Annotated in this window: 20 protein-coding genes; 17 read left to right on the forward strand and 3 right to left on the reverse strand. The window is 68.1% G+C overall.

Annotated elements, in window-relative coordinates:
* Nucleotides 1–98 precede the first annotated feature (98 nt).
* The 15 genes from H1Q64_RS09430 to H1Q64_RS09495 all read left to right on the forward strand — a co-directional run bounded on the left by H1Q64_RS09430 (nt 99) and on the right by H1Q64_RS09495 (nt 15,447).
* Nucleotides 99–1,457, forward strand: coding sequence for a DUF3422 family protein (locus H1Q64_RS09430; RefSeq protein WP_237903281.1), 1,359 nt, complete (start codon nt 99–101; stop codon nt 1,455–1,457).
* Nucleotides 1,458–1,940: 483 nt separating this feature from the next.
* Nucleotides 1,941–2,786 (forward strand): cytochrome c oxidase subunit II, encoded by an 846-nt coding sequence (coxB, locus tag H1Q64_RS09435; RefSeq protein WP_237903282.1) that lies wholly within the window; start codon nt 1,941–1,943, stop codon nt 2,784–2,786.
* A gap of 67 nt (nt 2,787–2,853) precedes the next feature.
* Entirely contained in the window at nt 2,854–4,467 is a 1,614-nt protein-coding gene (gene ctaD, locus H1Q64_RS09440; protein WP_035674796.1) for a cytochrome c oxidase subunit I, read from the forward strand.
* Between the two features lie 79 nt (nt 4,468–4,546).
* The gene (gene cyoE / locus H1Q64_RS09445) at nt 4,547–5,476 is read left to right on the forward strand and encodes a heme o synthase (protein WP_237903283.1); all 930 of its coding nucleotides are present in this window, start codon (nt 4,547–4,549) and stop codon (nt 5,474–5,476) included.
* Complete coding sequence (locus H1Q64_RS33810; RefSeq protein ID WP_256380051.1) at nt 5,473–5,607, forward strand: hypothetical protein; 135 nt, start codon at nt 5,473–5,475, stop codon at nt 5,605–5,607. Before cyoE ends, H1Q64_RS33810 begins: the two co-directional genes overlap by 4 nt.
* 44 nt (nt 5,608–5,651) lie before the next feature.
* Complete coding sequence (locus H1Q64_RS09450) at nt 5,652–6,275, forward strand: cytochrome c oxidase assembly protein (protein WP_237903284.1); 624 nt, start codon at nt 5,652–5,654, stop codon at nt 6,273–6,275.
* A gap of 88 nt (nt 6,276–6,363) precedes the next feature.
* On the forward strand, nt 6,364–7,242 hold the full coding sequence (locus H1Q64_RS09455; RefSeq protein ID WP_237903285.1) for a cytochrome c oxidase subunit 3: 879 nt from the start codon (nt 6,364–6,366) through the stop codon (nt 7,240–7,242).
* Nucleotides 7,243–7,324: 82 nt separating this feature from the next.
* Nucleotides 7,325–7,699, forward strand: a complete 375-nt coding sequence (locus H1Q64_RS09460) for a DUF983 domain-containing protein (RefSeq protein WP_237903286.1) — start codon at nt 7,325–7,327, stop codon at nt 7,697–7,699.
* A 2-nt stretch (nt 7,700–7,701) separates the two neighbouring features.
* Complete coding sequence (locus tag H1Q64_RS09465; RefSeq protein WP_237904931.1) at nt 7,702–8,442, forward strand: SURF1 family protein; 741 nt, start codon at nt 7,702–7,704, stop codon at nt 8,440–8,442.
* Nucleotides 8,443–8,454: 12 nt separating this feature from the next.
* Nucleotides 8,455–9,951, forward strand: a complete 1,497-nt coding sequence (locus H1Q64_RS09470) for a carboxypeptidase M32 (RefSeq protein ID WP_237903287.1) — start codon at nt 8,455–8,457, stop codon at nt 9,949–9,951.
* Nucleotides 9,952–10,328: 377 nt separating this feature from the next.
* Nucleotides 10,329–11,657: a glycoside hydrolase family 5 protein gene (locus H1Q64_RS09475; protein WP_174438487.1), complete on the forward strand. Its 1,329-nt coding sequence runs from the start codon at nt 10,329–10,331 to the stop codon at nt 11,655–11,657.
* A 168-nt stretch (nt 11,658–11,825) separates the two neighbouring features.
* Complete coding sequence (thrC, locus tag H1Q64_RS09480; RefSeq protein ID WP_237903288.1) at nt 11,826–13,238, forward strand: threonine synthase; 1,413 nt, start codon at nt 11,826–11,828, stop codon at nt 13,236–13,238.
* Nucleotides 13,235–14,491 carry a M16 family metallopeptidase gene (locus H1Q64_RS09485; protein WP_237903289.1) on the forward strand — a complete coding sequence of 419 codons (1,257 nt, stop codon included), beginning with the start codon at nt 13,235–13,237 and terminating at the stop codon, nt 14,489–14,491. Before thrC ends, H1Q64_RS09485 begins: the two co-directional genes overlap by 4 nt.
* 27 nt (nt 14,492–14,518) lie before the next feature.
* Nucleotides 14,519–15,109 (forward strand): GNAT family N-acetyltransferase, encoded by a 591-nt coding sequence (locus H1Q64_RS09490; protein WP_014240843.1) that lies wholly within the window; start codon nt 14,519–14,521, stop codon nt 15,107–15,109.
* Nucleotides 15,110–15,228: 119 nt separating this feature from the next.
* Nucleotides 15,229–15,447 carry a hypothetical protein gene (locus H1Q64_RS09495; protein WP_237903290.1) on the forward strand — a complete coding sequence of 73 codons (219 nt, stop codon included), beginning with the start codon at nt 15,229–15,231 and terminating at the stop codon, nt 15,445–15,447.
* 73 nt (nt 15,448–15,520) lie between these two features.
* Here H1Q64_RS09495 and H1Q64_RS09500 read toward each other — a convergent pair whose 3' ends face one another.
* Entirely contained in the window at nt 15,521–16,096 is a 576-nt protein-coding gene (locus tag H1Q64_RS09500) for a YqgE/AlgH family protein (protein WP_237903291.1), read from the reverse strand.
* 157 nt (nt 16,097–16,253) lie between these two features.
* On the opposite strand from H1Q64_RS09500, the gene H1Q64_RS09505 reads away from it, so the two are divergent.
* Together H1Q64_RS09505 and H1Q64_RS09510 are read left to right on the forward strand one after the other, a co-directional pair.
* Nucleotides 16,254–18,338 (forward strand): protein-disulfide reductase DsbD family protein, encoded by a 2,085-nt coding sequence (locus tag H1Q64_RS09505; RefSeq protein ID WP_237903292.1) that lies wholly within the window; start codon nt 16,254–16,256, stop codon nt 18,336–18,338.
* Nucleotides 18,339–18,366: 28 nt separating this feature from the next.
* On the forward strand, nt 18,367–18,849 hold the full coding sequence (locus tag H1Q64_RS09510; RefSeq protein ID WP_237903293.1) for a peroxiredoxin: 483 nt from the start codon (nt 18,367–18,369) through the stop codon (nt 18,847–18,849).
* 212 nt (nt 18,850–19,061) lie between these two features.
* On the opposite strand, the gene H1Q64_RS09515 is transcribed toward H1Q64_RS09510, so the two are convergent.
* Both H1Q64_RS09515 and rnhA read right to left on the reverse strand, forming a co-directional pair.
* Entirely contained in the window at nt 19,062–20,660 is a 1,599-nt protein-coding gene (locus H1Q64_RS09515) for an AMP-binding protein (protein ID WP_237903294.1), read from the reverse strand.
* A gap of 111 nt (nt 20,661–20,771) precedes the next feature.
* Nucleotides 20,772–21,254 (reverse strand): ribonuclease HI, encoded by a 483-nt coding sequence (gene rnhA / locus H1Q64_RS09520; protein ID WP_237903295.1) that lies wholly within the window; start codon nt 21,252–21,254, stop codon nt 20,772–20,774.
* Nucleotides 21,255–21,257 lie beyond the last annotated feature (3 nt).

The raw sequence follows: 21,257 nt of genomic DNA on the forward strand, positions 1-21,257 counted from the left end.
GTGGTCTAAAGATCAGACTTATAGTGTGGCGACGGGCGGCTCATCCGGCAAGGCTCGTCGTCCATGGGCGGAAGGGGCTTGGAAGGGGAATGGCCGCGATGACCGACGACGCGCTGGCGATGGGCCGCACCGGCAACGGAGACGCGCGCTCCCTGGCCCACCCCCTGAAGAACCATGCCCTGCGCGTGACCCTGACCAACGAGGTGCACACCCGCCCGCCGGAGGTCCTGTCCACCCCGGTCCGCGCCACCATGCTGGCGATGCTGTCGGGGGAGGGCGCGTCGGAGGCCGACCGGCTGCATCTGGAGAAGCTGTGCGATTGGGCTGGCGTGCCGCGCCCGCCCGCCGGGGCCACCCATTACAGCGGCTCCTTCGGCAGCTTCCGCCTGAAGTGGGAGCGCCACACCGAATTTTCCACCTGGACCGTCTTCCGTCCCAACGCCGTGTCCCCGGCGAACGTGTTGGTCGATCCCTTCCTGGAACCGGCGCTGAACGCGGTGCCCAAGGAATGGCTGGCCGGGCTGCCGGGCGAGCTGATGGTCGGCGTCCATGTCGCCGTCCTCGATGCCGAATCGCCGGAGCCCTCGGCCAACATGCTGACGGCGATGTTTGGCTCGCCGAGCTACATCGGCACGCGCATCTCCGGGCGGGCGGCGACGGCCTGGACCGACTTCCGCATCCATGGCGACGGCTTCTCGCGCATCCTGATCGCCGACCACGCGATGACCTCCAACCAGGCGGGCCGCGTCGTGCAGCGCCTGCTGGAGATCGAGACCTACCGGGTGATGGCGCTGCTGGCGCTGCCGGTGGCGCGCGGCGTGCTGCCGCGCATCGGCCCGATCGAGGCCGATCTGGCCGACCTGACCACCCGCATCGCCACCCTGCGCGGCCTGGACGACGAGCGGGAACTGCTCGACCGGCTGACCCTGCTGGCCGCCCAGACCGAGCAGATCGCGGCGGAGACCGCCTACCGCTTCGGCGCGGCGCGGGCTTACTACAACCTCGTGGAAAAGCGCATCGTCGAGTTGCGCGAGATCCGCATCGAGGGGCTGCCCACGGTGGGCGAGTTCATGGACCGCCGCCTCGCCCCGGCGATCCGCACCTGCGAGGCGGTGGAATCGCGGCTGCAGGCGCTGTCCCAGCGCGTGGCCCGCGCCAGCGACCTGCTGCGCACCCGCGTGGAGATCGCCGTGGAGGGACAGAACGCTGAGCTTCTCCTCTCCATGGACAAGCGGGCGCAGCTGCAGCTCCGCCTGCAGGAGACGGTGGAGGGGCTGTCGGTGGTGGCGATCAGCTACTACCTCGTCGGCATCGTCGGCTACGCCGCAAAGGGCGTGAAGGGACTCGGGATGAAAGTCGATCCCGACCTGCTCGTTGGCCTGATGATTCCCATCGTCATCGCCTTCGTCTGGTCCGGCGTGCGCCGAATCCGCAAGGTCATCACCAGCGGGCACTGACGGCCGCGGAACTTTTGCGTCCCAACACGGTGGTGGGTTACCGCAGCGCAAACGGCGACCGGATGGCGCCGTCCGCGCAAGGTCGCTTGCGCCCCACACAAGGGACGTGCAAGCCTAAAAACTTGATTTTCCGAGACAATTCGCTGTACCATCAAACTGCGACAGCTTGTCGCAGTGCGAAGCCGATACGGAAGCTCAACTTCTGTTCTGATGCGGGCTTGAAACCGGCATTGCGCCTATGTCCTTCGTGTAGGGACGCCTGACTTGTACCCAAGCGCAGTGCAGGGTTAAGCTCGCGCTGCGGGGACCGTGCCACCCACAAACGGCACGATCCCTGCATAGACCGGCACCGTCGCAACGCCCGGACGCGCAACCGCCCGACAGGGGTGGAACGCACCAGGGAAACAGGGGCGAAGGCGGGTCCGGCGGGAAGGGACGACCGCCGTCCGCGACCGCGGGCGGCGGACAACGAAGAGGGTGGGGATGAAGACGCAGACCCTGAACGCTGCCGTTCTGGCGGCGCTGACATCTTTGTGTGGATTTGCCGCGACCGGTTCCGCCGCCGAACCCCACCCCTGGCAATTGGGGCTTCAGGAGGCAGCCACCCCGGTCAAGCACGCCATGGACTCGTTCCACGACCTGCTGACGGTGATCATCGTCGCCATCGTCATTTTCGTGGCGGGGCTGCTGGCCTGGGTGGCGCTGCGCTTCAACGCCAAGAAGAACGCCGTGCCGTCCACCACCTCGCACCACACGGTGCTGGAGATCGCTTGGACGGTCATTCCGGTCATCATCCTGATCGTCATCGCCGTGCCGTCCTTCAAGCTGCTCTATCAGGCCGAGCGGGTGCCGGAGGCGGAGATGACCATCAAGGTCACGGGACGGCAGTGGTTCTGGGACTATGAGTATCCCGACCACGGCAACATCGCCTTCTCCAGCTACATGGTCCAGGATTCGGAGTTGAAGCCCGGCCAGAAGCGCCTGCTGGAGGTCGACAACCGCGTGATCCTGCCGGTCGGCACGACCGTGCGCGTGCTGGTCACCGCGGGCGACGTCATCCATTCCTGGGCGGTGCCGAGCTTCGGCGTGAAGAAGGACGCCGTGCCGGGCCGCGCCAACGAGACGTGGGTGCGGATCGAGAAGGAAGGCGTCTATTACGGCCAGTGTTCCGAGATCTGCGGCGTGAACCACGCCTTCATGCCGATCGCGGTCGAGGCCGTCTCGAAGGAGGCCTTCAACCAGTGGGTCGAGAAGGCCAAGACCGCTTACGGCGCCCCCGACACCAAGCGCGACGTTGCCGAGGCACCGTCCGCCGGGGCCGTCCAGTAAGCCTCATGCTTTGGATGCAGCGGCACCTCAAAGAAAAATCATTCCGCCGACGCGAGGGTTTAGAGACATGGCAAACGCCAATCCGGGGGAAGCGCAGGGACACGGCCACGGGCATGACCATGACCACCACATGCCGGGCTTCGTCGAGCGTTGGTTCTTCTCCACGAACCACAAGGACATCGGGACGCTCTACCTGATCTTCTCGGTGATCGCCGGGCTGATCGGCGGGTTGTTCTCGGTCATCATGCGGCTGGAACTCCAGTCGCCGGGCCTGCAGTTCGTCAGCGACGGGCAGGTCTGGAACGTGCTGATCACCGCGCACGGCCTGATCATGGTGTTCTTCGTGGTGATGCCGGCGCTGATCGGCGGCTTCGGAAATTGGTTCGTGCCGCTGATGATCGGTGCGCCAGACATGGCCTTCCCGCGGCTGAACAACATCAGCTTCTGGCTGATCGTCCCGGCCTTCCTGCTGCTGCTGGGCTCCGCCTTCGTGGGGCAGGGTGCAGGCACCGGCTGGACGATCTATCCGCCGCTGTCCTCGCCGCTGGGCCACAGCGGGCCGTCGGTGGACATGGCGATCTTCGCCCTTCACCTCGCGGGTGCCTCGTCGATCCTGGGTGCGGTGAACTTCATCACCACCATCTTCAACATGCGCGCGCCGGGCATGACGCTGCACAAGATGCCGCTGTTCGTGTGGGCGATGCTGGTGACGGCCTTCCTGCTGCTGCTGGCCGTGCCGGTGCTGGGCGGCGCCATCACCATGCTGCTGACCGACCGCAACTTCGGCACCAGCTTCTTCAACCCGGAGGGCGGCGGCGACCCGATCCTGTTCCAGCACCTGTTCTGGTTCTTCGGCCACCCCGAAGTCTACATCATGATCCTGCCGGCCTTCGGCATCATCAGCCACATCGTCTCGACCTTCTCGCACAAGCCGGTCTTCGGCTACCTGGGCATGGCCTACGCGATGGTCGCCATCGGCGTGGTCGGCTTCGTGGTGTGGGCGCACCACATGTACACGGTGGGGCTGGACGTCGACACCAAGGCCTACTTCACCGCCGCCACGATGATCATCGCGGTGCCGACGGGCGTGAAGATCTTCTCCTGGATCGCCACCATGTGGGGCGGGTCGATCGAGTTCAAGGTGCCGATGCTGTGGGCGCTCGGCTTCATCTTCCTGTTCACCGTCGGCGGCGTAACCGGCGTGGTGCTGGCCAACGGCGGCATGGACATCGTGCTGCACGACACCTACTACGTCGTCGCGCACTTCCACTACGTGCTGTCGCTGGGCGCGGTCTTCTCGATCTTTGCCGGCTGGTACTACTGGATCGGCAAGATGTCGGGGCGCCAGTATCCGGAGTTCTGGGGCAAGGTTCACTTCTGGACGACCTTCATCGGCGTGAACCTGGTCTTCTTCCCGCAGCATTTCCTGGGTCTGGCCGGCATGCCGCGCCGCATCCCGGACTATCCAGACGCCTACGCCGGCTGGAACATGGTTTCCTCGTTCGGGGCGTATCTCTCCTTTGCGTCCACGCTTCTCTTCGTGTGGATCGCGTACAAGACCCTGCGCAGCGGCGAAAAGGTCGAGGCCGCCTATTGGGGACCGCAGGCCGGCACGCTGGAGTGGACCGTGAGTTCGCCCCCGCCGTTCCACGCCTTCGAAACGCTGCCGCAGGTGAAGTGACCATCGGTCGTGACCCATCGGTCGTGGCCATGACGCCGGGGGAGCCGGGAAGCTCTCTCCGGCCGGAGGATAGTGAAGTATGACGGACCTGAGCATTGAACGGGTCTCGACAGGTCCGGTCTCCGGATCGACGCCGGGTGACTACATCGAGTTGCTGAAGCCGCGGGTGATGTCGCTCGTGGTGTTCACCGGGCTGGCCGGCATCGTGCTGGCGCCCGGCCACATCCATCCCGTGCTGGCGGCGGTGGCGGTGCTGTGCATCGCGGTCGGAGCCGGGGCCTCGGGCGCCATCAACATGTGGTACGACCGCGACATCGACGCGGTTATGTCGCGCACCGTCCGCCGCCCGATCCCGTCGGGTCGGGTGGAGCCGGACAACGCGCTGGCCTTCGGGGTGATCCTGGCCGCGGCGTCGGTCGTGGTGATGGGGTTGGCGGTCAATTGGGCGGCATCGGCGCTGCTGGCGATGACCATTGGCTTCTACGTCTTCGTCTACACGATGTGGCTGAAGCGGCGGACTCCGCAGAACATCGTGATCGGCGGAGCGGCCGGCGCCTTTCCGCCGATGATCGGCTGGGCGGCGGTGACGGGCGGGGTGGAGTTGCCCTCGATCCTGCTGTTCCTGCTGATCTTCCTGTGGACGCCGCCGCATTTCTGGGCGCTGGCGCTGTTCCGCAACGGCGACTACACGCGCGCCGGGGTGCCGATGATGCCGGTGGTCGCCGGTCCCGACGCCACCAAGCGGCAGATGCTGGCCTACACGCTGGTCCTGCTGCCGGTCGCCGTGGCGCCGTACTTCCTGGGCATTGGCGGTCTTGCCTATCTGATCGGGTCGAGCCTGCTGGGCGCCTTCTTCGTGCTGTGCGCGGTCCGCGTGCTGCGCGCCACCGACGACAAGCCGGCCAAGCAGATGTTCGGCTTCTCGATCCTCTACCTGTTCCTGCTGTTCGCCCTGCTGATGGGCGAGCATCTGGTGACCGGAATCCTGACGACCGGAGGCGGGGCATGACGATCATGGATGAATCCCACGAGGAACGCCGCAAGCGTCTGCGCGGGCGCAACTACGCGGTTCTGGCCGCGCTGATCGGGCTGGTGGTGATGTTCTACGTCATCACGCTGGTGCGGATGGGCGGTCACTGACCACGGAACGCCAAGCGGACAAACGGCAGGGAGGAAGCGGCGCCATGAGCGACCGGCCTGAAAGCGACAAGGGGCTCCGGCGGAAGAACCGCCTGTTCATGGCCGGGCTGTTCGGCCTCGTCTTCGGGATGGTCGGGCTGGCCTACGCCTCGGTGCCGCTCTACGCGCTGTTCTGTCAGGTGACCGGCTTCGGCGGCACCACCCAGCGGGCCGACGCAGCACCGGCGCGGCAGGTCGACCGCGTCATCAAGGTCCGCTTCAACGCCGACGTGAACCAGTCGCTGCCCTGGCGCTTCAAGCCGGAGCAGAAGGAACTGGCGGTGAAGCTGGGCGAGATGGGGTTGGCCGCCTATCAGGCCGCCAACCGGACCGACCGGGCCACCGTGGGCACCGCGCTCTACAACGTCACGCCGGACAAGGCCGGCAAGTACTTCAACAAGATCGAGTGCTTCTGCTTCACCGAGCAGGTGCTGGAGCCCGGTCAGTCGGTGGACATGCCGGTGGCCTTCTTCGTCGATCCGGCGCTGGCCGACGATCCGGCGATGGAGGACGTGACCACCATCACGCTGTCCTACACCTTCTTCCGCGCCAAGGACGAGACCCAGGTGCTGGCGCAGCACGCGACGCAGGCCGCGGGTGCGAAAGGCACCGGGACCGCGGCGAACTGAGGACGCAGTTTAAAAAGAGACAGTCTGAACAGAGAATTAGGGCTGAACGAAGAAATCGGGCGAAACAAACCGGGGTTGGAAAGAGACGATGGCCGACATCACGCACGCGCACATGCCGCATCCCCCAGCCTCCGCGCACGGCGCGGGCGAGGGCTCCGGCATCCCGCATCCTTACCATCTGGTGAAGCCGAGCCCCTGGCCCCTGCTTGGCGCCTTCGCGGCCGGGCTGTTCGCGACGGGCATGGTCATTTACATGCACGGCGGCGGCTGGCTGCTGGCAGCCCTCGGCTTCGTGTCCATCCTGGGCGTGATGTTCGGCTGGTGGCGCGACGTCATCAAGGAGGCGGTGCGCGAGAAGGCGCACACCCCGGTGGTGAAGATCGGCCTGCGCTACGGCATGGCGCTGTTCATCGCCTCGGAGGTGATGTTCTTCGCCGCCTTCTTCTGGGCCTTCTACGACGCGGCGCTCTACCCCAAGGTGTTCGCCGAGAACCCGCACGGCGTCTGGCCGCCGCCGAACATCACGGTGCTGGAGACCTTCCACCTGCCGCTGATGATGACGCTGATCCTGCTGCTGTCGGGCGTCACCGTCACCTGGGCGCACCACGCCATCCTCGAGGGCCGCAACAAGGAGGCGTCGCGCGCGCTGGGCCTGACCGTCCTGCTGGGGGTGATGTTCACCTTCTTCCAGGGCTGGGAATACGCCCACGCCGCCTTCGGCTTCACCCAGGGCATCTACCCGTCGACCTTCTACATGGCGACCGGCTTCCACGGCTTCCACGTCATCATCGGGACCATTTTCCTGGCGGTCTGCTGGTTCCGCACCATGAAGGGCCACTTCACCCCGCAGAGCCATTTCGGCTTCGAGGCGGCGGCCTGGTACTGGCACTTCGTGGACGTGGTCTGGCTGTTCCTATTCGTGTCGATCTACTGGTGGGGGTCGCTGGGCGCCGCCAGCGGCCACTGACCGATCCCCCCTGTCGCCTTGCCGAAGCCCTTCTCCTCCACCGGGGAGAGGGGCTTCCCATTCCTGGAAGGAGGCGAATGACTTGAGTGCGTACTACTCCAGCCCGTCGCCGCTGACCGCCGGCCTGCGCTGTGCCTGCCCGCGCTGCGGACGGGGCAAGCTGTTCGACGGCTACCTGACGGTCAACGAGCGCTGTTCGGTGTGCAATCTGAACCTCGCCCGGCAGGACAGCGGCGACGGGCCGGCGGTGTTCCTGATCTTCATCCTGGGCTTTCTGGTCGTGCCGGTGGCGCTGTGGGTGTCGATGTCGGTGGACTGGCCGCTGTGGCTGCACGCCATCGTCTGGAGCATCGTCGTGCTCGGGCTGGCGCTCGGCATGCTGCGCCCGGCCAAGGCCTATGTGGTGGCGCTGCAATACCGCCACCGCCGCAACGAGCTGGAGGACCCGGACGAGTGACCATGACCGCCGCCGCCGAACCCCGCCGCTTCCGCCCCTCGCTGTGGGCGACGCTGATCACCGTGCCCGCCGTTCTGGTCATGCTGGGGCTGGGCACGTGGCAGATGCAGCGGTTGGAATGGAAGGAGGATCTGGTCCGCCGGGTGGAGCAGCGGTTGCACACGGCCCCGATCCCGCTGCCCTCCGCCATCGCCGATCCGGAGGCGCTGGAGTTCCGCCCGGTGACCGTCACCGGGCGCTTCCTGAACGACAAGGAACTGCTGCTGGTCGCCCGGCCTCGGCAGGGGCAGGCTGGCTACGAACTGCTGACCCCGCTGGAGCGTCCGGCGGAGGACGGCGGCGGCGTGGTGCTGGTCAACCGCGGTTTCCTGCCCATGGACAAGCGCACCCCCGCCAGCCGTCCGGAGAGCCGGGTGGAGGGGCCGGTGACCGTCACCGGTCTGGTCCGCCTGCCGCAGCCCGCCGGCTGGCTCCAGCCGGGCAACCGGCCGGGGGCGGAATCCTGGATGCGGCTGGACCCGCCGGGCATGGCAGCCGCCGCCGGGCTGGGGAACGTCGCCCCACTGGCGGTGGAGGCCACTCCTGACCCGGCGCGCGGCAACGCACCGCTGAACGGGATTCAGCCACTGGTCGAGCTGCCCAACAACCATAGGCAATACGCGTTCACTTGGTATAGCCTCGCCGCGACGCTGGTCGTCGTCTATGTGCTGTCCCAACGCCGGAGGACCGCTCCGGCATCCTAGGAGTCGCGCCCCATGACAGCCGCCTATCAGGAGTTGGAACGCCGTTTCGCCCGCATCGCCGCCATCGGCGACGCCCTGGGCATCCTGAGCTGGGACAGCCAGACGATGATGCCCGACGGCTCCAGCGACGGGCGGGCGGAGCAGACCGCCACCCTGACCGTGCTGGCCCACGAGCTGCAAACCGACCCCCGCGTGGCCGACTGGCTGGCGGAGGCCGAGGGCACGGACAGGCTGGACGATTGGCAGGCGGCCAACCTGCGGGAGATGCGGCGCACCCACCGCCACGCCACGGCCGTTCCCGGCGACCTGATCGAGGCGACCAGCAAGGCGATCTCGGTCTGCGAGATGACGTGGCGCACCGCGCGGGCGGAGAGCGACTTCGCCAAGCTGCTGCCCAGCCTGTCGGAGGTGCTGCGCCGCGTCCGGGAGTGCGGCGAGGCGAAGGCGGCGGCGATGGGCCTGTCGCCCTACAACGCCATGCTGGACGAGCACGATCCCGGCGCCCGGTCGGAGCGGATCGATGCCCTGTTCGCCGGTTTGGTCGGCTTCCTGCCGGAACTGATCGGGCGCGTCCTCGACCGTCAGGCCGCCGAGCCGGCGCCGCTGCGGCCCGTGGGGCCGTTCGCCGTCGCCAACCAAAAGGCGCTAGGCGAGCGGCTGATGCGGGCAGCCGGGTTCGACTTCACCCGTGGTCGGTTGGACGTGTCGCTGCACCCCTTCTGCGGCGGCGCCACCGGCGACGTTCGCATCACCACCCGCTACGACGAGGACGACTTCACCAAGGCCCTGATGGGAGTGATGCACGAGACGGGGCACGCGCTCTACGAGCAGGGGCGCCCGCGCGACTGGCTGCGTCAGCCGGTCGGGCTGGCCCGCGGCATGGCGGTGCATGAGAGCCAGTCGCTGATCGTGGAGATGCAGGCCTGCCGCTCGCCGGAGTTCCTGTGCTGGCTGGCCCCGGTCGCGCGGGAGGCGTTCGGCGGCTCCGGCCCGGCCTGGGAGCCGGACAACCTGCGCCGCCTTTACAGCCGGGTGGAGCGCGGCTTCATCCGCGTGGACGCCGACGAGGTGACCTACCCGGCGCACATCATCCTGCGCTACCGGCTGGAGAAGGCGCTGATCGCCGGCGATCTGGCGCTGGCCGACCTGCCGGGCGCCTGGAACGACGGCATGAGGGAACTGGTCGGGGTGACGCCGCCGAACGATCGGCTGGGCTGCCTTCAGGACATCCACTGGCCGTCCGGCGCCTGGGGTTACTTCCCCAGCTACACGCTGGGCGCTATGACCGCCGCCCAGCTGTTCGAGGCCGCGGCAAAGGCCGATCCGGACATCCGCCCGGCGCTGGCGCGCGGCGACCTCGGGCCGCTGGTGGCGTGGCTGGGAGCGAATGTGCACCGCAAGGGCTGTCTCTACGCGTCCGGCGACGATCTGCTGACCGCGGCCACCGGGCACCCGCTCGACGCGGCGGTGTTCCGGCGGCATCTGGAGAGCCGGTATCTGGACGCTTGAGCGGAGCCTTTGCCCCTCCTTAACCCTCCCCTGCGCAGCGGGGGAGGGCCGGGGTGGGGGCAAGAGCATCGCCAATGCGTGGCCTCCACGCCGAAAGAATCCGCAAAATCCACCGAACGCAAAAGGCTGGCCCGTAACCCTCCTTCGTTCCGGCGCGCTGCTCCGGGCAATTGGGCGATCCATCGGAAAAACAGCCTAAAGACAGCGCAAGCACTCGACGCGTCTTCATTGCCTCAAATGTTGTCTAAATCCGCTCTTCCGGACATGGTCACACATGCCTTGGATTGCCGGAATTAAGCGACATTCCTGGCAATATTTCGTTAACCATAAACCGCCAGCCTCCGGCCCAACGCGAATGGCAACGAGAGCTGAGAACAATGGGCATCGCCAAGGGCTTCCTGCACACGGACGGCAACCAGATCGTCGATTCGTCGGGTCAGAACGTCAAGCTGACGGGCGTTAACTGGTTCGGCGGCGAGGGCTTCGTCTTCAACCCCAACGGCATGGACATGCGCGGGTACTGGGGGATGATGGAGCAGATGAAGGAGATGGGCTTCAACACCATCCGTCTGCCGTGGAGCGACGCGGCTCTGGACGCCGACCGGGCGACGGGCATCGACACCTCCAAGAATCCCGACCTCGCGAACAAGTCTCCGCTCGAGGTCATGGACAAGGTGATCGACTACGCCGGGCGCATCGGCATGAAGGTCATCCTGGACCACCACCGCTCCAGCGACGGTGCGTCGGCGAACGAGAACGGCCTGTGGTACGACGACAAGTACCCGGAGTCGAAGATGATCGAAAACTGGAAGATGCTGGCCGAGCGCTACAAGGGCAACGACACGGTGGTCGGTGCCGACCTGCACAACGAGCCGCACGGGCAGGCGACCTGGGGTGGCGGCGACAAGGCCACCGACTGGGCCTGGGCCGCGGAGCGCATCGGCAACGAGATCCAGTCTGTCAACAAGGATTGGCTGCTTCTGGTCGAGGGCGTCGAGATCCACGAGAACCAGTGGGAGTGGTGGGGCGGCAACCTGCGCGGCGCCAAGGACCGCCCGATCGAATTCGACAATCCGGGCAAGCTGGTCTACTCGGTCCACTCCTACGGCCCCTCCATCCACGAGATGGAGTGGTTCAAGGCCAGCGACTACCCGAACAACCTGCCGGGCCAGTACACCGACAACTGGGGCTGGCTGCTGAAGGAGGACAAGGCGCCCGTGCTGGTCGGCGAGTTCGGCGGCAAGCTGGAGACCGACCAGGACAAGGCCTACATGGCCAAGCTGATCGACTACATGAACGGCGACCTGGACGGCAACGGCACCAACGACCTGGGCGCCGGCAAGGAAGGGGCGAGCTGGACCTACTGGTCGTGGAACCCGAACTCGGGCGACACCGGCGGCATCCTGAAGGACGATTGGCAGACGGTCGACCAGACCAAGTACAACGCCATCAAGGAAGGCCTGTTCGACGGCGGCGGCAGCCCGGCCAAGGCCGCCTGGGCACCGGCGAAGGCGCAGGCGCTTGGTGAGGGCGACATCAACGTCCTGTCCCACACGGTGACCCAGCCGCAGGTGGCGGACCACAGCGCCGCCGCGTCGGTGGACGCCGCGCTCGCCGCCCAGACGGTGGAGCTTCCGCCGGTCGATGCCGCGCACGATGCCTCGGCGCTGCACCACGACCCGCTGGACGTCCACACCGGCGCCTGATCGGGAGCCTGACAATCCCCTCTCCCACCGCGGGAGAGGGGTTTTGTTTGCAACGCATCCGGAACCCGCCGCTTGCACGGCGTGTGGTAGGGCGCTAACTATGCCCGTTCCACAAGAGTCGCCGGCCCGCCACAGCGTCGGCCACCTTCAGGCGTCGGAGAGTGTGCGTTGAAGTACGTCAGCACGCGGGGCCAGGCCCCAGTCCTGGGTTTCGAGGAAGTCCTTCTGGCCGGTCTCGCGCGTGACGGCGGCCTCTATGTCCCGGAAAGCTGGCCGCAGTTCTCGGCCGACGAGATCCGCGCGATGCGCGGCCTTCCCTACAGCGAGATCGCCGTGCGCGTCATGCTGCCCTTCCTGGGCGGCGCCATCGCCGAGGACGACTTCCGCGCCATCGTGAAGGACGCCTACGCCAGCTTCGATCACGCCGCGGTTGTGCCGCTGGTGCAGCTCGACCAGCGCACCTGGGTGATGGAGCTGTTCCACGGCCCGACGCTGGCCTTCAAGGACGTGGCGCTGCAACTGCTCGGCCGCCTGTTCGACCATGTGCTGGCCAAGCGCGGCGAGCGGGTGACCATCGTCGGCGCCACCTCGGGCGACACCGGTTCCGCCGCCATCGAGGCCTGCCGCGACCGCCAGAACGTGGACATCTTCATCCTGCACCCGAAGGGCCGCACGTCCGAGGTGCAGCGCCGCCAGATGACCAGCGTCCTGTCGGACAACGTGCACAACATCGCGCTGCACGGCACCTTCGACGACTGCCAGGATCTGGTGAAGGCGCTGTTCAACGACATGGCCTTCCGCGACAAGATGGGCCTGTCGGCGGTGAACTCGATCAACTGGGCGCGCATCATGGCCCAGATCGTCTATTACTTCGCCGCCGCGGTGGCGCTGGGCGCGCCTGACCGCAAAGTGGCCTTCACCGTTCCCACCGGCAATTTCGGCAACGTCTACGCCGCCTACGGCGCGCGGGCGATGGGCCTGCCGGTGGAGCGGCTGGTCGTGGGTTCCAACGCCAACGACATCCTGGCCCGCTTTTTTGCCAGCGGCACCATGTCGGCGGCTCCGGTCGTGCCCACATTGAGTCCCAGCATGGACATCCAGATCTCCTCCAACTTCGAGCGGCTGCTGTTCGACCTGCTGGGCCGCGACGGCGCTGCCGTGCAGGCCGCCATGGACGGCTTCCGAGCGGAGGGCAAATTCGCCGTCACCGACGCGCAGTTGGCCGAGGCCCACGCGATCTTCGCCGCTGGCCGCGCCGACGATGCCCGGACCATGGACGTCATCAAGGATGTCTGGGAGAAGACCGGCGGCTATCAGGTCGATCCGCACACCGCCGTCGGCATCCATTCCGCGGCGACCGCCCCGGTCGATCCGTCGGTGCCGGTGGTCGTGATGGCAACCGCCCACCCCGCCAAGTTTCCCGACGCGGTGGAGACGGCGACGGGCCGGCGCCCGGTCCTGCCGCCGCGCCTCGCTGACCTCTACGAGCGGGAGGAGCGGCTGTCCGAGCTGCCCAACGACGTGGCGGCGGTCCAGGAGTTCGTCGTCGCCCGCGCCCGCGCCGCCAAGGAGGCCGCATGAGCATCCGCGTGACCACGCTGCCGAACGGGCTGCGCGTCGCCACCGACACGATGCCCGGCGTGCAGTCGGTCTCGCTCGGCTGCTGGGTCGGGGTCGGCACGCGCAACGAGTCCGCGGGTGTCAACGGCGTGGCGCATCTCGTCGAGCACATGCTGTTCAAGGGCACCGCGCGGCGCTCCGCCTTCCGCATCTCCGAGGAGATCGAGAATGTCGGCGGCCAGCTCAACGCCTACACGACGCGCGAGCAGACGGCCTATTACGCCAAGGTCCTGCACGAGGACACGGCGCTGGCGCTCGACCTCATCGCCGACATGCTCCAGAACTCCGTTCTCGACAGCGAGGAACTGGTGCGGGAGCGCACGGTGGTGCTTCAGGAGATCGGCCAGTCCGTCGACACCCCCGACGACATCATCTTCGACCATTTCCAGTCCACCGCCTATCCGGGGCAGGCGCTGGGCCGGCCGGTGCTGGGGTCGGCCGAGATCGTCGGCGCCCTGTCGCGGCCGGCGCTGGTCGACTACATCGACGGCCATTACGGCGCGCCGGGCATCGTCCTGGCCGCCGCCGGGCGGCTGGAGCACGACCGGCTCGTCGACATGGCCCTGTCGGCCTTCGACGGGCTGTCCTCCCGCCCGGCGCCGGAGTCCGAGGACGCGCGCTACGCCGGGGGCGACTTCCGCGAGGCGCGGGACCTGGAGCAGATGCACCTCGTCCTCGGCTTCGACGGGGTGGGGGTGCACGACCCGGACTATTATGCCCATTCGGTGATGTCCACGCTGCTCGGTGGCGGCATGTCTTCCCGCCTCTTCCAGGAGGTGCGGGAGAAGCGCGGGCTGGTCTATTCCATCTACACCTTCTCCGGCGCCTACCGCGACGGCGGGCTGTTCGGCGTCTACGCCGGCACCGGCGAGGACGAGGTGGCGGAGCTGGTGCCCGTCGTCTGCGACGAGCTGATGCGGGTGACCGAGGACGTGACCGAGGAGGAGGTGGCCCGCGCCGCCGCCCAGCTCCGCGCCGGGACGCTGATGGCGCTGGAAAGCTCCATGTCGCGCTGCGAGCAGCTCGGCCAGCAGCTTCTGGTCTACGGGCGTCCGGTGCCGGTGGAGGAGATCGTCGAGAAGATCGGAGCGGTCGACCGCGAGTCCATCGTCCGCGTCGCCCGGCGCCTGCGCGAGAGCCGCCCCACCGTCGCCGCGCTCGGCCCGATCGGACGGCTGGAGGAGTATGACCGCATCGCCGCGCGGTTCCGGTAAGGGACGCGCCAGGGTGGGAGGGGCAGCATGATCCGCCTGCTCGGCAGTGGACTCATCAGCCCGCCGGCGGTCCGCCTCGACGGGCCGATCTGCTACATTCGCCCGCCGCTGCCGCGGGATTGGCGGGAATGGGCCGACCTGCGGGCGGACTCCCGCGCCTTCCTGACCCCCTGGGAGCCGACCTGGCCGGCGGACGCCCTGACCCGTGCCGCCTTCGGGCGTCGGCTGCGGCGGCAGGCGCAGGAGTGGCGCGACGACCAGGGCTACAGCTTCCTCGTCTACGACCGGGCGACCGACCGGCTGGTCGGCGGGCTGGGGCTGACCAACCTGCGGCGCGGCGTGGCCCAGATGGCGACGCTCGGCTACTGGGTCGGGCAACCCTACGCGCGCAACGGCTACATGTCCGGTGCCACCCGGTTGGTTCTGGATTTCGCCTTCGGGCAATTGGGGCTGCACCGGGTCGAAGCGGCCTGCCTGCCGACCAACGCGCCCAGCCGCGGCCTGTTGGAAAAGGTCGGCTTCACCCACGAAGGCTATGCGCGCGGTTACCTGCGCATCGACGGGGTGTGGCGGGACCATGTCCTCTACGCCATCCTGCGCGAGGAGTGGCGGGGCTAGCCCGTCCGGTTGGGGTGCTCCATCCCCAATTCCCAAGGCTTTGTCCCGGTCGGCTTAACCCGCGGTTAAGGGAGCGGGCGCAGGCTGACGGCATGTCCTTCGCATCGCATGAGGCGGATATGTCGTCGAACCCAACCTATCCGAACGCCATTTGGACGAAAGAAGATTCCCTGACCTACGCCGTCGAACTGGACGGACGCCGCGTCGATCTGCGCTATGAGGCGTCGGGTTTCCAGAGCGGCTGGGCGGTCTACGCCGGTGACGAGCTGGTCGAACGGTGCAGCGAGCTGATGCAGGCCCGCGGCCTCGCCCTGGCGATTGCCAGCAAGGGTGCGTGAATCACAAGTTCTGACATGAGATCCCGCCGCTTGCGGTGCGGCGGGTGGTGCGCGTGACCGGGAGCGGACGCCGTCAGGCGTGCCCGGCCTCCGCCGACAGCATGGACAGGCTGACGCCGAGCTTGGCGATGGAACGTTCCCACTTGGTGTCCAGTTCGGGATCGAACAGGAGCGACTCGTCGCAGGGCACGTTCAGCCAGCCGTTCGCCTGGATCTCCGCGTCCAATTGCCCCGGCCCCCAGCCGGCGTAGCCGAGGAGCAGGAGGTTGCGGCGCGGTCCGCGGTCTTCGGAAATCGCACGCAGGATGTCGATGGTCGCGGTCAGCGCCACCTCGTCGTCCACCACCAGCGTGCCGTCCCGTACATAGTCGGTCGAATGCAGGACGAACCCGCGCCCGGATTCCACAGGGCCGCCATAATGGACGGGCATGTTGGCGATCGGCTCCTGGATTTCGATCTCGAGCTGTTCCAGCAAATCCTCGAAGGTGACCGATCCGAACAGGCGATTGACGACGAGGCCCATGGCGCCGTCGTCGTTATGGGCGCACATGTAGATGACGGTCCGCTGAAAACGCGGGTCCGTCATGCCCGGCATGGCGATCAGCAACTGGCCGGTCAGATAGTCCGAGGACTTGGTCAGGTGCGGCATGGGCGCTATCCTTGTGTCGGGGGACGGGCGGACCGCTGGGCGGCCACCCGAAGCCGTCTTCGCCCGAGTGTGACAGCACGGGCCAAGCTTTGTCATCCATATACAGCCGCGGCCGATGGGCGGCCCGCTGCGTCTTGATATGAGAACAGTCGGTGCGATGAAAAGGTTTGTTCCGTTCCTGCTCGCCGTCCTGGCCTTGGCCGCACCCGGAATGGGGAGGGCGGAGACCGGCTCCTGGGTCAAGTCCGGCCCGGTGGAGGCCCGGCTCGTCGCGTCGGTTCAGGGGGCGGGCGACCTCGCCAAAATCCCTTTGGGGCTGGAAGTCCGGCTGGAGCCCGGCTGGAAGACCTATTGGCGCACCCCCGGCGACGCCGGTTTCGCGCCGCGGCTGGACTGGTCAGAGTCGCGGAACCTTACGGCGACGGAGCTGATCTACCCGGCGCCGCACCGCTTCACCGTTCTGGGCTTCGAGACGGCGGGCTACGACGCGGAGGTGCTGTTCCCCATCGCCGCCACCCCGGCGGAGCCGGGCAAGCCGCTCGACCTCGTGCTGAAGGCGGAGCTGCTGGTTTGCTCGACCATCTGCGTGCCGGAGATGGTGGCGCTGTCCCTATCCATCCCCGAGGGACCGGCGACGCCGGGGCCGTCGGCCAACGACATCGCCCGCGCCCAGTCCCTGGTGCCCGGCGACGGGCGGGCGTCCGGCCTGACCGTCACGGCGGTGCGCGGCCAGGGCGCCGTGCTGGAGGTGGAGGTCACCGCCCGCGAGCCGATGGTCGCCCCCGACGTGTTCGTGGAAACCGACCCGCCGGTGACCTTCGCCGCCCCCAAGAGCCAATTCCTCGACGGCGACCGGCGCGCGATCCTGCGGATGGACGCGACCGACCCGACGCCCGGCCTGAATCTCGCCGGACGGGCGATGACGCTGACCGTGGTCGACGGCAACCGGTCCGTGGAGGCTCCGGCGACCGCCGTTTCCGGCCTCGGCGGCGCGGCCGGGGCGGCTCCGGCGGGGCTGCTGGCCATGCTGGGCGTCGCCCTGCTGGGCGGGTTGATCCTGAACCTGATGCCCTGCGTGCTGCCGGTGCTGTCGCTGAAACTGCTGTCCATCGTCCAACATGGCGGGCGGGCGCCCGCGGCGGTGCGCGCCGGCTTCCTGGCCTCTGCGGCGGGCATCCTGACCTCCTTCCTGATCCTCGCCGGGGCGCTGGTCGCGGTGAAGGCGGCGGGCGGTGCTGTGGGCTGGGGCATCCAGTTCCAGCAGCCGCTGTTCCTCGTCTTCATGGTCGTTTTGGTGACGCTGTTCGCCGCCAACCTGTGGGGCCTGTTCGAGCTTCCGCTGCCGCGCGCCGTCGCCGACCGGCTGGGCGGGCCGGAAGGACAGGGGCTGGGCGGACAGTTCGCCACGGGCGCCTTCGCCACGCTGCTCGCCACGCCCTGCTCCGCGCCCTTCCTGGGGACGGCGGTGGGCTTCGCGCTGGCCCGAGGGGCGCTGGAGGTGTTCGCCATCTTCGCCGCTCTCGGCGTTGGGCTGGCGCTGCCCTATCTGCTGATCGCCGCCTTTCCGCGCGCCGCGCGCCTGCTGCCGCGACCGGGGCGTTGGATGGTGGCGCTGCGCCGGGTGCTGGGCGGGGCGCTGGCCCTGACCGCGTTGTGGTTGCTGTCGGTGCTGGTCGTCCAGGTGGGCGAGGTGCCGGCGCTGGCCGTCGCCGTGCTGATGGGCGGGCTGGTCGCCGCGCTGTGGCTGGGCCGCCGGCTGGCGGAGACGGCGCGCTGGGCCGGGGCGGCGCTGGCCGGGCTGCTGGCCTTGGTGGCCTTCGCCGTTCCCGCCGTTTTCGGCCCCTCCGCCGGGGCGGCCCCGGTGGCCGAAAGCACGGCGGCGCGCTGGACCGTCTTCGACGAGGCGGCGATCCGCGAGCAGGTGGCCGCCGGGCGCACCGTCTTCGTGGACGTCACCGCCGACTGGTGCATCACCTGCCAGGCGAACAAGAAGCTGGTGCTGAACCGCGGCACCGTCGCGCAGCGGCTGGAGGATGACGGGGCGTTGACCGCCATGCGCGCCGACTGGACCCGGCCGGACGAGGCCATCGCCCGCTACCTTGCCCGACACGGCCGCTATGGTATTCCCTTCAACATCGTCTATGGTCCGGGGGCTCCGGAGGGCATCGCGCTCCCGGAACTGCTGACCGAGGGCGCCGTTCTGGAGGCGCTCGACCGGGCGTCCGGCAAGATCAAAAGCTGAAACACAAAAAATTGGGAGTTCAGGAGACATGACCATTCAAGTGGGCGACGCCATCCCGTCCGTCACGCTGAAGCATCTGACCGACAACGGGATGCAGGACATCACCACCGACGCGCTGTTCAACGGCAAGACGGTGGTGCTGTTCTCCGTGCCGGGCGCCTTCACCCCGACCTGCTCCGCCAAGCATCTGCCGGGCTTCGTCCAGAAGGCCGATGACCTGAAGGCCAAGGGCGTGGACGACATCGTCTGCTTGGCCGTCAACGACCCCTTCGTGATGCGCGCCTGGGGTGAGAAGAACGGAGTCGGCGGTAAGGTCACCATGCTGCCGGACGGCAACGCCGCTCTGACCCAGGCGCTGGGTCTGACGATGGACGGCACGGGCTACGGCCTCGGCCTGCGCGGCCAGCGCTTCGCCCTGGTCGCCAAGGACGGCAAGGTCACCCACCTTGCCGTGGAGAAGCCGGGCCAGTTCGAGGTGTCCTCGGCCGAAGCGGTGCTGGGCGCCCTGTAAGGTAGAGCGGTTTAGCCCTCTCCCCTCCGCTCACGCGCAAACGAAGTTTGTGCTGACGCGACAGGCGGACCTTCGGTCCGCCGAAAGCGGGGAGAGGGTGGCCCGCAGGGCCGGTGAGGGGGATGTGCGTGTCGGTGCGTCCGGCAAATGCGCAACCCCCTCACCCTGACCCTCTCCCCAGAGGGGAGAGGGAATTGTGCATAGGGTGTCGTTCAAGTCATCTTCGTGCGGTCCCAGGTGGTGTCGGCCACGCCGCGCTCGCGCAGCTTGGCCTTCTGCACCTTGGCGGTCGGCGTCTTGGGGAAGGCGTCCACGATGTCGATGTAGCGGGGCTGGGCGTAGCGTGGCAGTTCGCGCTCGGCGAAGGCAGCCACGGCCTCCGGCGTCAGGGCGGCGCCCGGTGCGGCGACCAGGGCGACCATGATCTCGTCCTCCGCCCCCGGAATGCCCGCCGGCACGGCGTAGGCGGCGACCTCCGCCACCCCCTCCAGCCGCGACAGCACCGTCTCCACCTCGTAGGACGAGACGTTCTCGCCGCGGCGGCGGATGCAGTCCTTGATGCGGTCCACGAAGGTGACGTAGCCCTCCGCGTCCATCACCGCGGCGTCGCCGGTGTGGAACCACAGGTTCCGCCACGCCTCCACCGTCTTGTCGGGCATCCGGTGGTAGCCGGACAGGAAGCCGAAGGCGGCCTTCGGGCGCACCATGACCTCGCCGACCTGACCGCGCGGCACCGGGATGTCAGTCTGCGGGTCGCGGATCTCCACCTCGAAATAGCGGTCGTAGACCTTGCCGCAGGTGCCAGGGCGCGGCTTTCCCATCTCGGCGTAGAGCGGGATGTTCACCTCGGTCATGCCGTAGAGGCTGATGACGTCGCGGACGCCGAAGCGCTCGCGCAGCACCCGCTCGGTGTCCGCCGGGTTGGGAGCGGCGCCCACGAGGCGCAGGGGATGGTTCCGGTCGTCGGGGCGCGGCGGCTGGGCCACCACGAAGGCGGTGACGGCGCCCAGCGAGTTGGTCACCGTGCAGCCGTGGCGCCGGATGTCGTCCAGCCAGGAGGAGGCGCTGAACCGCTCGCGCAGCACCGCCGACCCGCCGGAGATCATCGCGGCGTAGAGCTGCATGTAGAGGCCGTTGGCGTGGAACAGCGGCAGGCAGATGTAGAAACAGTCCTCGTCGGTCAGCGCGAAATTGTCGATGGAGCCCAGTCCGAACAGGAAGCCATGGCCGTGCGGCATCAGCACGCCCTTCGACAGGCCGGTGGTGCCCGAGGTGTACATGATGCAGGCGTCGTCGCCGGCGCGGGGCAGGGGGCCGTCGTAGGGGGCGGCGTCGTGCCAGGCCTCCAGCGCGGTGTGCGGCGATCCTTGGGCGGCGCCGGGCACCACGAGCCCGCGCAGGGCGGTCAGGCGGGGTGCGATGTCGGTGATGCGGTCCGCCAGAGCGGCGTCGACCACCGCCAGGGCGGCCCCGGCGTTCTCAAGCTGGTGCTCCAGGAAGCCGCCCTTCAGCTCGGTGTTCAGCGCGACCATGACGGCGCCCAGCCGCCCCAGCCCCAGCCACACGCGCACGAAGTCCAGCCCGTTCGGCAGCATCACTGCCACCTTGTCGCCCGGCGTCACGCCGAGCCCGGCGAAGAAGCCGGCCACACGGCCCGCTTGCTCCTGCGCCTCGGCGTAGGTGATGGAGTCTCCGTTGTTCTCTTTGCCGGCGATCATCGTGACGAAGGTCTTGCCGCCGCGTTCGGCGGCCTGATGGGCCAGCACCTCGGGCAGCACCCAGCGGGCTTCGTTCCGCAAATGCGGATACATCTCGGTCTCCTCCCAACGATCTTTTGTCGTTCGTTATCGGAGGGAGCCTAGCGGGACGGCGGGTCCGCCGTCCACAAACCCTTGAGGATGGTCGCCGTTCGCCGGGCGGGATCAGCCCCGCGCGGCCTGCCGGACGTCGGCGACGCCCTGGCGGGCCAACGCGTCGGCCCGCTCGTTCTCCGGATGGCCGGCGTGGCCGCGGACCCAGTGGAACTCGATCCGGTGCTGCCGCTTCGCCTCGTCGAGGCGCCGCCACAGATCCTCGTTCTTCACCGGCTTCTTGTCGGCGGTCTTCCAGCCACGGGCCTTCCAGCCGTGAATCCACTGGGTGATGCCGTTCTTCACATACTCGCTGTCGGTGTAGAGCCGCACCTCCATGGGCCGCTTCAGGGCTTCCAGCGCCTGGATGGCGGCCATCAGCTCCATGCGGTTGTTGGTGGTGGCCGCCTCGCCGCCGTACAGCTCCTTCTCCACCCCGTTGTAGCGCAGGATGGCGCCCCAGCCGCCGGGGCCGGGGTTGCCGCTGCACGCACCGTCGGTGAAGATGTCGACGATCTTCGGGGCGCCGTCGCCGTTGTTCGCTGCGTCCGTCATGTC

The organism is Azospirillum brasilense, from assembly GCF_022023855.1.
GTDB classification, from domain to species: domain Bacteria; phylum Pseudomonadota; class Alphaproteobacteria; order Azospirillales; family Azospirillaceae; genus Azospirillum; species Azospirillum brasilense_F.